10 protein-coding genes and 2 pseudogenes are annotated in these 14082 nt (G+C 58.7%); 6 read left to right on the top strand and 6 right to left on the bottom strand.

The genetic code is table 11. The annotated features are described in order from the left end of the window. Nucleotides 1-660 precede the first annotated feature (660 nt). The 5 genes and pseudogenes from ABIE53_RS05170 to ABIE53_RS05150 all read right to left on the bottom strand — a co-directional run. Complete coding sequence (locus ABIE53_RS05170) at nt 661-1500, bottom strand: FtsZ/tubulin family protein (RefSeq protein ID WP_192700545.1); 840 nt, start codon at nt 1498-1500, stop codon at nt 661-663. Nucleotides 1501-1526: 26 nt separating this feature from the next. Continuing rightward, entirely contained in the window at nt 1527-1847 is a 321-nt protein-coding gene (locus tag ABIE53_RS05165) for a hypothetical protein (RefSeq protein WP_192700544.1), read from the bottom strand. Between the two features lie 1681 nt (nt 1848-3528). After that, nucleotides 3529-4243, bottom strand: a pseudogene (locus tag ABIE53_RS05160) (glutathione S-transferase C-terminal domain-containing protein). Nucleotides 4244-4586: 343 nt separating this feature from the next. Then, nucleotides 4587-5279, bottom strand: coding sequence for a CBS domain-containing protein (locus ABIE53_RS05155; protein WP_192700542.1), 693 nt, complete (start codon nt 5277-5279; stop codon nt 4587-4589). A gap of 2335 nt (nt 5280-7614) precedes the next feature. Continuing rightward, a pseudogene (locus tag ABIE53_RS05150) lies at nt 7615-8003 on the bottom strand (transposase); the annotation flags it as partial. 142 nt (nt 8004-8145) lie between these two features. Between ABIE53_RS05150 and ABIE53_RS05145 the strand changes: the two are divergent. From ABIE53_RS05145 to ABIE53_RS05135, 3 genes are all read left to right on the top strand, one after another. Then, entirely contained in the window at nt 8146-8550 is a 405-nt protein-coding gene (locus ABIE53_RS05145) for a response regulator transcription factor (protein WP_192700541.1), read from the top strand. Between the two features lie 184 nt (nt 8551-8734). After that, nucleotides 8735-9367 carry a DUF1007 family protein gene (locus ABIE53_RS05140; RefSeq protein WP_192700540.1) on the top strand — a complete coding sequence of 211 codons (633 nt, stop codon included), beginning with the start codon at nt 8735-8737 and terminating at the stop codon, nt 9365-9367. Continuing rightward, entirely contained in the window at nt 9361-10479 is a 1119-nt protein-coding gene (locus ABIE53_RS05135; RefSeq protein WP_192700539.1) for a nickel/cobalt transporter, read from the top strand. Before ABIE53_RS05140 ends, ABIE53_RS05135 begins: the two co-directional genes overlap by 7 nt. Before the next feature lie 501 nt (nt 10480-10980). On the opposite strand, the gene ABIE53_RS05130 is transcribed toward ABIE53_RS05135, so the two are convergent. Continuing rightward, nucleotides 10981-12099 carry an ATP-binding protein gene (locus ABIE53_RS05130; RefSeq protein ID WP_192700538.1) on the bottom strand — a complete coding sequence of 373 codons (1119 nt, stop codon included), beginning with the start codon at nt 12097-12099 and terminating at the stop codon, nt 10981-10983. A 422-nt stretch (nt 12100-12521) separates the two neighbouring features. Here ABIE53_RS05130 and ABIE53_RS05125 point away from each other — a divergent pair, with 422 nt between their 5' ends. From ABIE53_RS05125 to ABIE53_RS05115, 3 genes are all read left to right on the top strand, one after another. Next, nucleotides 12522-13334 carry a class I SAM-dependent methyltransferase gene (locus ABIE53_RS05125; protein WP_192700537.1) on the top strand — a complete coding sequence of 271 codons (813 nt, stop codon included), beginning with the start codon at nt 12522-12524 and terminating at the stop codon, nt 13332-13334. Between the two features lie 153 nt (nt 13335-13487). Continuing rightward, the gene (locus ABIE53_RS05120; protein ID WP_376914747.1) at nt 13488-13682 is read left to right on the top strand and encodes a nuclear transport factor 2 family protein; all 195 of its coding nucleotides are present in this window, start codon (nt 13488-13490) and stop codon (nt 13680-13682) included. A 15-nt stretch (nt 13683-13697) separates the two neighbouring features. Continuing rightward, nucleotides 13698-13892: a nuclear transport factor 2 family protein gene (locus tag ABIE53_RS05115; RefSeq protein WP_376915758.1), complete on the top strand. Its 195-nt coding sequence runs from the start codon at nt 13698-13700 to the stop codon at nt 13890-13892. Nucleotides 13893-14082: the final 190 nt, after the last annotated feature.

Genomic DNA, 14082 nt, shown 5'->3' with positions numbered 1-14082 from the left:
TGACCCACGATTAAGGCAGCATTTTCCTGGCTTTCACCTGACGCCCCGACGCGACACACCGCCTTTTTAACGATTTCCAGACTAGCTCAGATAGCTGCGCTATTACGGCCGCCATTCGATTGGACCTGATTAATCAGGCCCTCGTCCAGGCTGCGCATTCTAGTCGCACTCTGTTGCAAGTGCACGTATCTTTTTTGCGCTGAAAACCCGCTTCAGGTGCTTAAAGTGGCCCGAAGATCACAAAACAGACGGCGTATGGAATCACAATACGTTTGCGCAAACGTTTTACCGCTTCGGAAGATCGCCGGCAAGCCCCACTCTTATTTGAAAATAATTAACGATTCGCGAGCCCAAAGGGCCTATTTGTCGAAAATACGCAACGGCAGATGACTTTTACGGACACTCGGGTCTCGTTCGAAAAAACTCGCGAAACGCGAATTATTCCAACGCTCGCGCGAGCGATCACCCACGCCGAATGCCGTACAGCGGCGTGCGGACATCAATTGTCTTAAACAAACAGAGCAAATACCGGACGGCGTAGAAAGTCTAACTGCGCGCTGTTCACGCTGCTGTACCTCGGTGTCAACGTGCTTTTACGAGGCGTCCGCGTATCACTATGGCGATCAGGCCGCGCCCAGACAGAACACCGTCACTTGCTAATCACCGCAGCCATCGCCGCTTCCTGATGCTGCCCCCGTCTGATGCTACTGTCGAATTGCCGGCCAGTTGAGCGCCGGTCAATCGCCGCTGCGAAGGCTCACTAAGAATAAGCGTGACCCGTAGTAAATCCCCCATGCGCTCGTCATAATTCACCCCTAGTGAGCAGCCGGCAAAGCTACAAAAGAAACCGGATACACTCTCGACGATTGCCGAGACCTCGCGGATTTCCAGCTCTCGGCTACCTGCGACCAGCAGCAGAATGCAGGAGTCTAACTGACTGTCAGCGATGGCCAGCTGCTCGGCGGCACGCGCTACGGCACGTGCCGCGCGATTTTTGCCTTGTGCAACGCCTAAACCTACTTTTACTTCGCCAACGTCGACAAAACCTTCCAGCATGGTGCGCAGGTCCGTAACGCCAAGCGCAGATGGATTGAATCCTTCCGATAATCCATCCACGATCGCCGCGATACGCAAATCAAGCTCATTAGCGCACGCTGAAGGATTCAACAGGGGCAGCGGGATCAGCAATACTCGTGCATTGGCGGGTAGGGCCGCCAGCATCTCCCTAGGTCCAAAAGTCGATCGCTCAAAAAAAAGCACGACAACCAATGCATCTGAGCGATTTTCGATCGACAAAATGGACCGGACCACGGCGACAGCGTCGCTTTCGAACGGCTCAACTAGGATTATGACGATATCCGCGGTGTTAAATATTTCCGCTGCGGCCGGCTCGCGCGGGTATCCCGGATTCGGGGAACTATTCACGCCGGTTGCGGACGAGGTTGCGCTAAAGAATTGCACGTCGCCCTGAACACCTGTTCGGAACAAGGCGTCAACCATCCGCGCTCCGGTGATCCCGGCACCCACTATGCGTAACGCAGGATGGCCGTGGTTCTCTCCAAGACAAGTAGCCCCCACACTTCTTTGAAGCGCAACCCGCAATTCGCCGCCCGGTTCCTGGTTGGTTTTTGCCATTGTTCTTTTTTATGGTTCGAATAAAGAGCCAGCGGAGCGAACACCGGCGCGTCATTGGCATCAAGCTTTGGAGGGAAAATCAAGTCCGTTGACGCGTATTCTGATGACTGGAAGAAGCAGCCACCGAGCCGTGATATCACCGCTTCAATTTCATAATTGCCTGGCGCCCACAGATGTCCCCGCCTGGAAAGCCATGATGATGCGCTTTCCAACCTGTCGTTCGCCTCCGAAAGGACGCGCCGAGATGCGCTCGCGGCAAAAAACCTGCCACGCGTAGCGTATGGATCGTCTGCGGATTTATTGCTTAAGCAGTGGCATGCCTAAATTCACTGCTCCCGCTGAGTCACGATGGCAGCTGGGGAACTTTGCCGATTTGTATTCTACTTGTTCCTGTTTACACGCGTACGACCATTTCCGAAAAATACCCAGGCGCGAATCGTTAGCCGCACGAGTCAGAATCAAACTGATCACCGCTTACATTAAATATGATCTCGCAAACGTTTTCGGCAGCGGAAAACAGAACCGCCGGTCCCTTTTCTTTGCAGAAATTGGAGCGCTCGAAGTTGGGCGGTGTGCAGTGCACGAACGACGGCACCGTAAGACGCATCAAAGGTGTCAGCCTGGCGACCAGGTCCTCGGACGCGGCAGCCCGCCTGTACCGCCGCAGCAAAATTCGGCAGGCTTCTCACTGACCGCTGAGTCACAAGCCAATGTTAGCCGCCACGATCGGCTAAGGGGCCGGGAGGGTACCGACTGAGATGGAATGGACACCGTCCTTCCTAGGGGGACCAAGGCCAGCTGAGGGGCCTCCAAGACCGGACGGCATCAACGCGCCAAAGCGGAATTTCGACACGACCACTGCATGAACGGCGACCCCAAATGAATGCCACGACATATCGACTCGGTATCCACAACGGGTGTTCCAGCTGTGCCGGTCGACGCTTAAACCGGCGAAATCGAAAATCGATGAAGGCACACCAAGAACTGCTTTCTGGTTGCGAAGAATGGGCGCATGGCGTGGGTGACTCTGAGGTACGACGACGCCTTCGAATATGTATTGGCGACCGCATGAACGAACACTACTCCGATAGCCAAGCAGCCCGAAGCATCAGCGCAGCCACGAGGCGGTTGACGATCACTTTGCGTTGCTAACGGTGATGCGAAGGGGGTTAGACCCGCGTAAGACGCACCTGTCAGAAGACCGGGGATTACTGTTCGGTCCAAAGAATCAGGTCCGTGCGCGCGTCTTTCATCAGCGTCCGGGACAGCGGAGTATGGAGTTTGTAGTAGAGCACGTCCTTCACCTTCTTAGCACGCCGCGCTTCGACTGATGTTGTGCTCAACAGGGAAACACTTGTAGTTCTTCTGGGGTGGCAAAAGTCACCAAAGCGACTGGCAACCGATGTGCGCCAATCGCTCGAGCCTGATAAGTGTCTGGCGCGATCCGTCGCAGCCATGAATCAAAGAATCAGGTGCACTCGGCTACTCCATTCGGTCGGTGGAACACGAATCGGCTGCTGACCCAGCCGAGGTTATTGTTCGCTCACTTGACACCGGGTCCGCTCATGAGCGTCGACGATCCATACGTTGACGTCGACAGGCCGTTTGTGCCCGCGCGATGCCGGTTGTCCAGCCTCTCGCGCTTCAACGTTGCAGTTGCACTGGCGGACCGTTGAGCGCATCCGCGCGACTGACTGGACGAGAGAGTCGGGAACAGTTGCATGAAGCACCGCTCGCACACGCCAGGAGTTGAGTGCACCTACCGGTTCTCGTCTGAGGACTCGACGGCCCCGGGGGCAAACTTCATCCCCGCAGCCTCCGCTAAAAAACACTGATCCATACAATCGGACGCTGTCGTTGGCCGCTGCGAATGCAACCGACATTCCGCGTCGTTCACACCGCCGAATCCTTCCCGGTCGTGCCGATCCGGTCATGGATGGCTTCGCAATGTTGCACGAGCGCCGGGCGGGAGACCACGTACTGCTTCAACGGCGTATCAATCTCGTAGAAATAGATATTGGCAACGAAGCCATAGATCGCCGCGTCGACGGTGGCAAGATCGCGGCCGAAAACATAGCTGGTGTCGCCGAGCATGTCCGCAACGACGCGCAGATTCGCGATACCTCGCGCATAGATCTGCTCCGGTTCATATCGGCCGATGCCCTGATACTGATATCGCAGCCGATTGTATTCGCGAGCGGCTTCAAGATCACTCGCTTGAACGTCCGGGTGAGCGGCAAGCACGGCGTCGCGAAAGGACGGCCAGAAGCGCTCGTCGCGCCAGCGCGAAAAACTCATGATCCAGTACAGGTCGTCGAGCGTTCGACGGACCATATAGTCAAGATTCAATTGCTTTTGGGAAAGCGCCGAGTCAATGTCCAGATCATACTGACGTGTTAAATGGGCAATGATGCTGTCACTGTCGCCGATCCTATGGTCGCCCATCTTGGAGATAAGGCAATTGGCCACGGGGCGCAAGGCTGGTGTCGAGGACATGACTATGCTCAAAGGCGAGCCCGCACAATCGCATGAACGCAAACACCTTCAGACCAAAGGGATTGTTATCGGCGACGCCAAAAAGATCCGGATAGGAACAAAGCGTCAGCATAAGCACTCCTTTCTAGCGACAGAAAATAGCTCACTAACGCCAAGATGAAGATAGGGGCATTCTCGGAGTACAGCGGATGTTCGCTTCATCGTCCACACCGGTCGAATACGTGCAGTAAATGAATGGCAATCTGAGCACGTTGCGATGAACGACCAAGCCGCGCGACATTCACGGCGCCTGTGCCGGGATGCTTGAGCCCGGGGCCGCACGGCGGCGTGGCGCATGTCGATCACCTGCGCCATCCCAGTCGACGCTTCGATGGCCGGATGGAATGTGACCGTCATGATCGCCGTCATCGCTTCCCCTGAGTCGACCTGCACGCGTCTTGCGACCCGCCTGCGGACTATATCGACGGCATCACGCTCGGAAACACCAGGTGACTCTCCACGCGCTTGACGCCGGGCACGCCCTCGGCCGCGACGCGGATCGCGCACTTTTCCTCCTCGGACTCGATCACGCCCCATAGATGCGCAACGCCGTCCTTGACGAGCACGCCTTGCTTCGGCAACCGCCAACGCTGCCCATGCATTTCCAGAACTATCGCGTCGCGCAGGCTCACATCGTCGTGCGACGCTGAGTCCACGGCCGGCGCGACGCTCGCAAGTGCGCGGATGAGGTTCGAGCGGCTCACAATACCGACCAGCATACCGTCCTTCAGCACCGGCACACGTTTGAGATGCCGGCGCTCCATGAGGTCCGCGATCTGCTGGAGCGGCATGTCGTCGGGAATCGAAATCACCTGGTCGCACATCACGTCGCCCACGACATGTCCGTGTTCCTTTACATACCTCGCAGCCTGCTCGCGGGGTGACGACGACAGCAGTTCGAGCCACCACGAGCGCTTTCCGCGGCACGTGTCTGTCTCCACCCGATGCAGCAGGTCGCCCTGGCTGACGATGCCGACAACCTGTCCGTTTGCGTCGACGACCGGCATGCCGCTGATACGATTATCGACGAACAGTCTTGCCGCGTCGTGGATCGTCATGTCCGGTGTGGCAGTGACGACGGACGCCGTCATGATGTCGAGTGCGCGCATGGTCGCTCCCTCAGCGTGTGGCAACGGGTCCCCATCTGTTGCACCCGTTGCACGATTCCGGCAGACGCACCGGCGGCGGACTGCGCGGTGCTGAGGCGCCTGATTCCAGTGCGCAACAAACGGCCGCTCGCGCCAATGTCGCGCATACCCCGATGACTGCACGCTGCCCGGACTCCCCCGGTTCTGATGGAAGTGGCCACTGCTCGCGAGCAGAGCCCAGTCACAACCGGGTTCCTCGATTGCGTCGACGAACGACAGCACGCCGACGATGTCCTAAGTATGTCTCGCTCGCCGTTTCTGCAGGCAGCGATAGCAGAATGGAACTCCGCGAGCAGGACCGTCCATTCGGGAATGCCAAGCAAGATCGTCGGTGATTCGATCGAGGCAACACAGTCGCGATAGCGACCGGCGTTGTGATAGTGAATCGCTTTACTAAGATCATTTGCCGACGGGTCTTCGCGGGCGCGTGCCGGAGAGCCTCGCGAGGGCCCGCAAGTATTGGCGACTTTGTGAGCCAGCCACGCATTAAGATTGTGTTGCGATAATGAGCATAGGCTGAATCAGGAGAAATATCCAAAAAAACGAGGCGAATTCTCACTCCGATTCGCTCTCGATGGAGCCGCCGCTCGAACGTCCGCGTGAAAGCGTGCGCGGGCTGCTCGAACCCAAACGGCTGAACCGCGCTCCGACGCTGCACAAGACGCACGCAGCTCCAAAGCGGGCCGAAGCCTAATTGTCGTCGCTATGGGACCGCGGCGCCCCTACGCGGCCCGTGGCAATTTAGTTGTTTTACCGGTTCAGCGAGTCTACGTCCGCGGTCGCTGTCAGCTTCTCCCCTTCAAGGAAGGGTGAGACGTTCGCCATCGCGCGAGTAACGTAGATATCTTATTCCCCCACCGGAGCGACGTAGTGGATCGCGTTGCGTGCCGCCTCGATGCCGGCCAGACTCGGATGTCAGGCGCAAGTGATAGCGCCAGCAAGCGGGTCATGTGGGTCATGTGGGTCAGCGCAGCCTTCGTTACCGAGTAGGTATTGACGCGCCCTTCGGTCGAACACCGCCGAAGAAAATATCGCTGACCGATCGCACTGCGCGGCGGACAATCGCAAGCGATATGCTTATGAAACCGCCAATGAGCGTTACCTCCCCCGATCGAGTGACGGCCGTGACTAACGCAGTGACAAATACGGGAACAAGCACCTTGGTGATTACGTTGGGGACATGGCTGGCGAGGGCAGAGCCACTTGTAGGTGCAATCGCGACTGAGATAGCTAACTGGATAACTTCCGTCGGGCAAAAACTGATCTTGCCTGCCAGCAACTCAACAAAGGAAAAGCGACCATGTCGAAGCGATTCATAACGTGGCTCTACCTGACGTGCGCGCTCGCGCTTATCGGGAGTGTCCTCGGATCCGTAAAGCTGGTTCTATCTCACTATATCCCGTCCCAACCGTTTCCAGATGTGCGCACGTTCTCCCTTCGTAATGCAAGGCTGTTAATAAGCGGAGCGCTTTTTTTATCCGGATTAGGCGCTTTTCTTGTTGTCTTGACGAATTGGATTTGGCCCGAACAATTTCCACTCCGATCGAAATTTGGAAGTAGGGATGACTAATATTTTAAACGGCAGTTGCGTCCGTTAGTGAAAAAGAAATAACAAGAATAATTATAGGGGCTTTCTTCCTTGTATATCGACAGAATCGAAGGTTGGTTGAGGGTCGAGAGGACTCATTCGTCGATATCGAAGGCTGACGTTCGCGGACATGTAGTCGCGAATGTCGGCAAAGAGACCCGTACAGGCCGCACGTTCCTGATCTGCCACCGTCGGCTTAGACCCACTTTCGGTCATTCCAGGGACTGCGTGTACGGCGGCTTTCCGAGGCGACAATGGACAGTCGCTCATCGTCGCTCAAGTCTGAAAGCGGCACGAGACTAACGGAGGTCGCCCGCAACCCACATCGAAATGCCTGCTCACCGTAACGTCCGTGTAATCGAATTCGAGGCGTGTCTCGCGGGTTCTAGGACTTCCCCGCGACATTCAACTGCATGAAAGCGCAGTGCGCTTCGTACGCACAAGCTCTGTCACCTCATGCCGATCATCGCGCATGAGATCGGAACAGTCAGCCCTTTACTGTCACGGTACCGACACAACTGTCACCGCGGGCCGCCGCTACTTTGCTCGCGAGTGCCTACACCGAGTAAGCGGCAATGCAAGTTGCGACGGCAGCCAGTGACGCGTTCAAGCACAAGTAATTGGCGAGGAAGGTGGCCCAGGCTTAGTGCGGGTGAGCATTGCCACGAGCGGGATGCCCTGCGCGTCGGTAACGAGTTCTTGCTTTCAACCAGCTCGCGCGCGGTCGGTGCGATTCGGTCCCGTTTTTAACCTCCATCCACCGCGCGGAAAGAGGAGGAATTGACAACGACCCGGGACCAGTCGAACCTGTCCGCCTCGGGTAGCTCCGCGAGCAGCACTTCCTGCAGCCGGTCCCAGACGCCGGCGGCCTGCCAGTCTCGTAGACGGCGCCAGCAGCTCATGCCGCTGCCGCAGCCCATCTCGCGCGGCAGCAGGTGCCAACGCAGACCGGTGTGCAGGATGAACAAGATGCCGGTGAGCACGGCCCGATCATCGAGCGGTTTGCGTCCCGGATACTGCGAACGACGGGGTTTATGTATAGGCAACAATGGTTCAATGAGTGCCCACAACTCATCATCGAGTATCGGTTTTGCCATGTGCTTTCCTTCGCCGAAACGATGATGATATCAACGGCAGTCTGTGGAAGTTAACAGGCGCAAAGCCCTATGGCACGTCACCGCACCCCCTGTTAGGCTGAAGTTACATAGGTCTGCTCACCGGACGGGACCGCGTCTTTATATGATCAATGTCGAACAAATCGTTGTGGTAATCGACGACGACAAATCAGTTTGCCGCGCCATCAAGCGTTTGCTGCTTTCCGTCGGGATAAAGGCAGAGACGTTCTCCACCGGAGAGGAGTTTCTGGATACGCTTTCGTCGACAGCTGCCTATCGGCCCGCGTGCGTGATCATGGACTTCCAGATGCCAGGGATCAACGGGCTGGAGCTCCAGTGCCGCCTTGCCCCGACTCGCGTGCCCATCATCTTCATCACTGCGCACGACGATCCCACCGTTCGCGACAAGGCTCTTGCGTCAGGCGCTGCAGGCTTTGTGCGTAAACCATTCAACGCGGCAAGATTAGTCAAGACCGTGGAAATAGCGCTAGGCGCTACGCCGATTCCCATAGAGCGCTTTGTTCCGTAGCCCCGAATGCCCGTTCTACGGGTAATGCGGCGATGCGCGCGCAGAAGGTGGCTGTCCGGGAAGGGTCGGGTGCAGGCGTAGGCGTCGGGCAGTGACCGGCCAGAAAGCGACACTCGACGGCGTTGCCTACATCGCCGACAATCGACGTCCAATTCAATGACATGTAGCGTTCCGACGGATGTCCATGCGAAATCGTGTTACCCGCTCGCTCCATGAGCGCGTCCTCCCTTTGGTCCATGCCGTTGCCGCTGCGTGCTGCGCGGTTGCCGCAGCGCCGCTCGCCGCTCACCCACATGTGTGGATCACCTATGCGAGCGTTGCGCGGATGGATGGCTCTACATTGGGCGCTGTGCAGGAGAAATGGACCTTCTCGCAGGGGTTTCCGGTATCAATTGTCGGCGACCTGACGGGTATTCCGAAATCTGGACCGCTCGGTCCGAAGTACATCCGCATCTTCAGGCAGCAGGCGTTTGATTCGCTGAAGGGGGCCGACTACTTTACGCATGTCTTTGTCGACGGCAAGGCTGTCCATTTCGGGGAGGTCCGCGAGTTCGCCGTCTCCATCGAAGGTGGCCGGATTATCTACACGTTTGTGCTGCCTCTCGCGGATAAGGTCGACGTGAAGCTCGCGCAGGTGCAACTCGGCATATGGGACGAAACCTTCTTCGTCGATTTTCAGGCGCCGTCCAAAAGCGGGGCGCCCGTCGTCTTCGATGCGACAGCGGAAGAGAGCTGCACCGCCCAACAGTTCGAAGACAAGGTTCACACTATATTTGGCGGCGCCATTTTCCCGCTTTCCACGAGGCTCTCATGTTGATCCCTTCCGGGCGCTACAGTATTCGCCGTAGCGCGTTTGCGCTCGTGTTCCTCATGATCACTGCCGCGCAGACCGCAGGGGCTCAGGCGGTCGATGTCTTCGGAAGGACATCGTCAGGGGCGTCAGGCGCTGTGCAGGCGCCGGCGCCGGAGAATGGCGCTGAGCCGCGCGTCGAGATGCTGGAGCCGGTGCGACGTGCGATTGCAGCAGGCGTCACTCTCCAGGGCCGCCTGAACGCACAGCTTCAGGACCAACTCGCCGCGCAGCGCAATGGCGCGAGCGTGCTGGCCGCGTGGACCCTCATGCTGCTATCGTTCGCATACGGCGTCCTGCATGCGCTCGGACCGGGACATGGCAAGATGGTCGTGAGCACGTATCTGATGTCACATCGCGCTCGCGTTGGACATGCCATTGCGCTAAGTGTATGGAGCGCCTGCGTGCAGGCGATCTCGGCGATTTGCCTTGTCGGCAGTGCGGCGTGGCTCGCGCATGAGGGACTAGGCGGCGTGCTAACGCAAGCGGCGACGCTTGATCTCGTCAGCTATGCTTCACTTCTCTGCGTCGGCCTCGTAACTGTCTGGTCAATCGTCACGCGTCGCGACTGCTGCGACGAGGCGCGCATCACGCTCATCCCTAAACGCCGCGCGGGCTTGTTTATGATCAGGCGTGACAATAACGACAGTCAGCACGGCCGTTACCTTGGTGCAAGCTCGCTGCCGAGCCGGCGAGTGCCCAACTGGACGCGCGTGGACGAGAAGGCCGGGAACCTTTGGATCGCGCGGCAGATTGTTATGACGGGGCTGGCGGTGGGCCTGCGACCATGTGTCGGCGCGATCTTTGTACTGATTGCTGCGCTCGCCAACGGCATGTTCATGGTGGGAGTATTGTCGGCGTTCGCTATGGCTGCGGGGGTGTCGTTAACGGTATTGACGATTGGTCTGGCAAGCCTCGGCATCAACCGGGCAGTGTGCAGTCGTAGCGTCGCTCGCAGGCAGGTGCTGGAAATGATCCGCACTCGCCTGGCGCTCGCGGGGGCACTGATCATCACGCTGTTTGCCGCGTGGCGGGTGCTCGCCTTGCTGTCTGGCTGGCAACTGGCCACGCTCGCCTGAGGGTCTCCAGCCTTGTGGGACAGGCGATTGCGCGCCTCCGATCCAGAAGACCCGCTCTCGCTGCTTGGATCGAGCGACCAGCCGATCACAGGCAACAAGAATTGAATGTCGGAAAACGCAGTCGCTTGGAGTGGAGGAATCTCGCCTTCGAATTCGCGCCTCTGCTAGTCGGTCGGTTCGTTCCGCGGTTACGACGCCGAGAGAAGCTTGCGATAGAAAGACCACGAGCATCAAGAGATCGAACGTCAGTTGTGCGGAAAGTTGGAAGGCCGTTGCGGGTCGGAAGTACGCACTGACGACTGTCCGCTCACGGGCCGCGAGATTCCACTGGCCGCTTTCCGGCGATGAAACTGAAGAGCGGGTTGACGCTGGCCCGACCCCAAGCGGACTTTCAGACCTCGCTAGATGCATGACCGCTTTCAGCGCGACAGGTGACCGCGACACCCGTATGGCGCGGTTCGAACTCCTCTGCAATGACCCATCAACGCCCCCGTTGCGATCTCATTCGCGCGGGAGCGACACGGAAAAGCAAGTTTCCCTTTCGTTGGATCGCGCTTCGATCGAACCGTGATGGGCCTTGGCGATTTCGTTGGCGATATACAGGCCTAACCCGAGGCTTTCTCCCTTGTCGGATTTGCTTTGATGGTCGGGCCCCCGCGCTAAGGGATTGAACATGCAGCCGAGTGTTGCAGGTTCAATGGCAGGTCCGCGGTTTCTAACATCGATGCAGACACGGGTTGAGTAGCCGGTCACCTCCACGCGTACTGGCGTATCCTGTCCGCCGTACTTGATGGCGTTGAGTACCAGGTTCTGGAGCAGTTGTTGCAGACGCTTTGCGTCCCAGACTCCCTGCGAATCGCCACTCACATGGAAGTCAATCTGCCGGTCTGAATGAACTGCGCGCAACTCGTCCAGCTCGTCCGTCACGATGTCCGCCAGATTGATATTGGTGCGCGTCACGTTGATGCCGAGACCCAGTCTGGTTCGGCTGAAATCGCTCAGGTCATCAAGCAGCGCTTGCATTCGGGCTCCGCTTCGTATGAGACGGGCCGCAGCGTCCGACACCTTCTCACTGGCCTTCAGCGCCGACAGGTAGGACGCAGTCACCTGTATCGCCTGAAGCGGGCTGCGCATATCGTGGCCCAGCATGCCGAAGAAGAGGTTTCGGCTTTGTTCAACGTGTCCACTGAAAAAGGAGACAGATTCGGCAAGTGCCTGGTCGATCGCTTCGTTGAAGCGCATCATGTCGTCCAGATCTGGCGCCTCGGGTGCGCAATCGTCCATCCAAAGGCGAAGCACGCTCGCTCGCAGTGCACGGTATTCAGCGGCGAGCTGATTAATGTTAAAGCCGGCCTGTGCTCTTAGGACAGCGTGAGTCTCGGCAGCAGTTTCGGTCGCCTCCATCGGCTCTGGGGCTTGCCCCATCGATTTTTCGCGTTGCACCTCCCTGGTTTGCGAGGTCTGCAGATCCTTCGCCACAGCTTGCAGGATCTGTTGTGCGTGGTTGCGTAAGGCCAGCGACCCCAAATTTTCCGCCGCTGGCAGGAGCGTAGCTGCGAATGCTTCCCACTGCGCCAGAATCCGTTCCATGTCCCGCGAGATGAAGTCAGCAAGTCGCATCTATGCGTCTCCTCGGCAAATCGGTGTGATGGGAGTGGCTAATGCACCAATCTTACGCGCCAGTTGCCACGGATTTCGAGCGGGAGAGAACCCTGGAGTGGACGCAGCCCCGTTATGGATACTGAGGCGACCAAGGGATGTGGCACTTTACTGGGGATCCGTTAGTCCCAGCGCCATTTGTACAGCCCTCATTGATAAGGCGCTACTTAACGGTTTTTTCAGATGTCCGCCACGCCTCGCGCGGGAGCCTTCCCACGAACAGTTCCATCGTCGGTCGCCGTCGACGTTGACGAGGCTGGCATGCGGGGCCACCATGGCAGATGGTCACCAATGCCCGACCAGGCTGGGGACTCGTTGCGGTGGCTTGGTGCGCTCGGGAATGGATGGTCAAGGGCGCCACTATGAGCTTTCAGGGGGATATCATGACTGAGTGCGATAAGGCGTTTGCGGGCTCGATCCCAAAGTTCTATGACACGCTGATGGTCCCGCTGATTTTCGAGGCCTATGCCGCCGATCTGGCGGAGCTTATCGCGGCCTACTCGCCCCGTTCGGTGCTTGAAACGGCGGCCGGCAGCGGCGTAGTCACGCGGGCCCTTGCTCCAAAACTCTGCGCCGGCGCGCGCTACGTGGTGACCGACCTCAATCAGCCCATGCTCGACTATGCCGCCACCAGGCAGGGGGCCGACAACCGTATCGAATGGAAGCAGGCAGACGCGCTGGATCTGCCGTTCGAAGATGCCTCGTTCGACGTCGTTTGCTGCCAGTTCGGCGCGATGTTTTTTCCCAACCGGGTCGTCGGCTACGTCGAGGCGCATCGCATGCTGAGGCCGGGCGGCCGCTTTGTCTTCAATGTCTGGGACCGCATGGAAGAGAACGCCTTTGCCGACGACGTCACCAACGCCGTCGCCACGGTGTTTCCGCACGACCCGCCGAGATTCCTCGCCCGCACGCCGCATGGCTATCACGATATCGCACTGATCCGAGAGGAGTTGAGCCGTGCAGGGTTCGCCGACATCGAGATCGAGACACGCGAGAAGGTGAGTTGCGCGACCTCGGCACGCGACGCCGCCACCGCTTATTGTCTGGGAACGCCGCTGCGTAACGAAATCGAGGCGCGCGACGCCGGCTTGCTTCAGCTGGCTACAGACCGAGCGACGGAGGCGATTGCCAACCGCCATGGCGAAGGCCCGCTGGCCGGCAAAATTCAGGCGCATGTAATCGTGGCGACGGGATAGCGGAGTCTCGGATTGCTCATATCGAATCAACGTTGATGGTCGCTCGATCTCCCGCGAATCTAACGGTGTAGCCCGGCGCTTCGACCATGATGAATTGTCTGCGGCCCGAACTCCGCAGCGCGAGGCCGCGAACCGGCGATGACGGGAGGGGCGATGAGCGAGCAAAGCAACGTGCAACTGGTGCAGCAGGCATACGCGGCGTTCGGCAGGGCCGATATCGACGGCGTCCTGCAGACGCTCTCCGAAAACGTCGACTGGTTCATACCGGGGCCGACGGACATCATTCCGTTCGTCGGCAGAAGACATGGGCCGCAGGAGGTCGCGGCGTTCTTGGGGACCCTTGCGTAGACGCAAACCGCGGAACTGTTCGAGCCGCTCGAGTTCATCGCCAGCGGCGACAGAGTCGTGGTGCTCGGCATGCAGCGCTGGCATGTCCATACGACCGGGAGCACGTACGAGGATGAGTGGGCGCACGTGTTCACAGTCGAAAACGGAAAGATCACGAAGTTTACTGAGTACCACGATACCGCGGCTGAGGCGGCGGCGCATCGGCGGTGAGGGCGCCCGCACGCGCGCTAAGCCTGTGCGCGAGACGCGCGGCTCGCGCCGATTTCGCCGCGCCATTCGTTGACTAACGACGACTCGTTCTGCCGGGGCACGGCCCCATGCACGCGCCAGACACCGCTGGGCCTTGGTAACTTCGGCGGTCGGCAGCACGCGACCGTAGTTGCCTGATGACATACTCAAG

The sequence above is a fragment of the Paraburkholderia sp. OAS925 genome, assembly GCF_040543975.1.
GTDB lineage: Bacteria > Pseudomonadota > Gammaproteobacteria > Burkholderiales > Burkholderiaceae > Paraburkholderia > Paraburkholderia graminis.
This window is presented reverse-complemented; position numbering and strand designations above follow the sequence as displayed.

Bases quoted from the DNA above. Each gene is read 5' to 3' on its own strand.
- ABIE53_RS05170 (WP_192700545.1), bottom strand. From the start codon at position 1,500: ATGGTTGACGCCTTGTTCCGAACAGGTGTTCAGGGCGACGTGCAATTC.
- ABIE53_RS05145 (WP_192700541.1), top strand. From the start codon at position 8,146: ATGATCAATGTCGAACAAATCGTTGTGGTAATCGACGACGACAAATCA.
- ABIE53_RS05135 (WP_192700539.1), top strand. From the start codon at position 9,361: ATGTTGATCCCTTCCGGGCGCTACAGTATTCGCCGTAGCGCGTTTGCG.
- ABIE53_RS05130 (WP_192700538.1), bottom strand. From the start codon at position 12,099: ATGCGACTTGCTGACTTCATCTCGCGGGACATGGAACGGATTCTGGCG.
- ABIE53_RS05155 (WP_192700542.1), bottom strand. From the start codon at position 5,279: ATGCGCGCACTCGACATCATGACGGCGTCCGTCGTCACTGCCACACCG.
- ABIE53_RS05125 (WP_192700537.1), top strand. From the start codon at position 12,522: ATGACTGAGTGCGATAAGGCGTTTGCGGGCTCGATCCCAAAGTTCTAT.
- ABIE53_RS05120 (WP_376914747.1), top strand. From the start codon at position 13,488: ATGAGCGAGCAAAGCAACGTGCAACTGGTGCAGCAGGCATACGCGGCG.
- ABIE53_RS05140 (WP_192700540.1), top strand. From the start codon at position 8,735: ATGCGAAATCGTGTTACCCGCTCGCTCCATGAGCGCGTCCTCCCTTTG.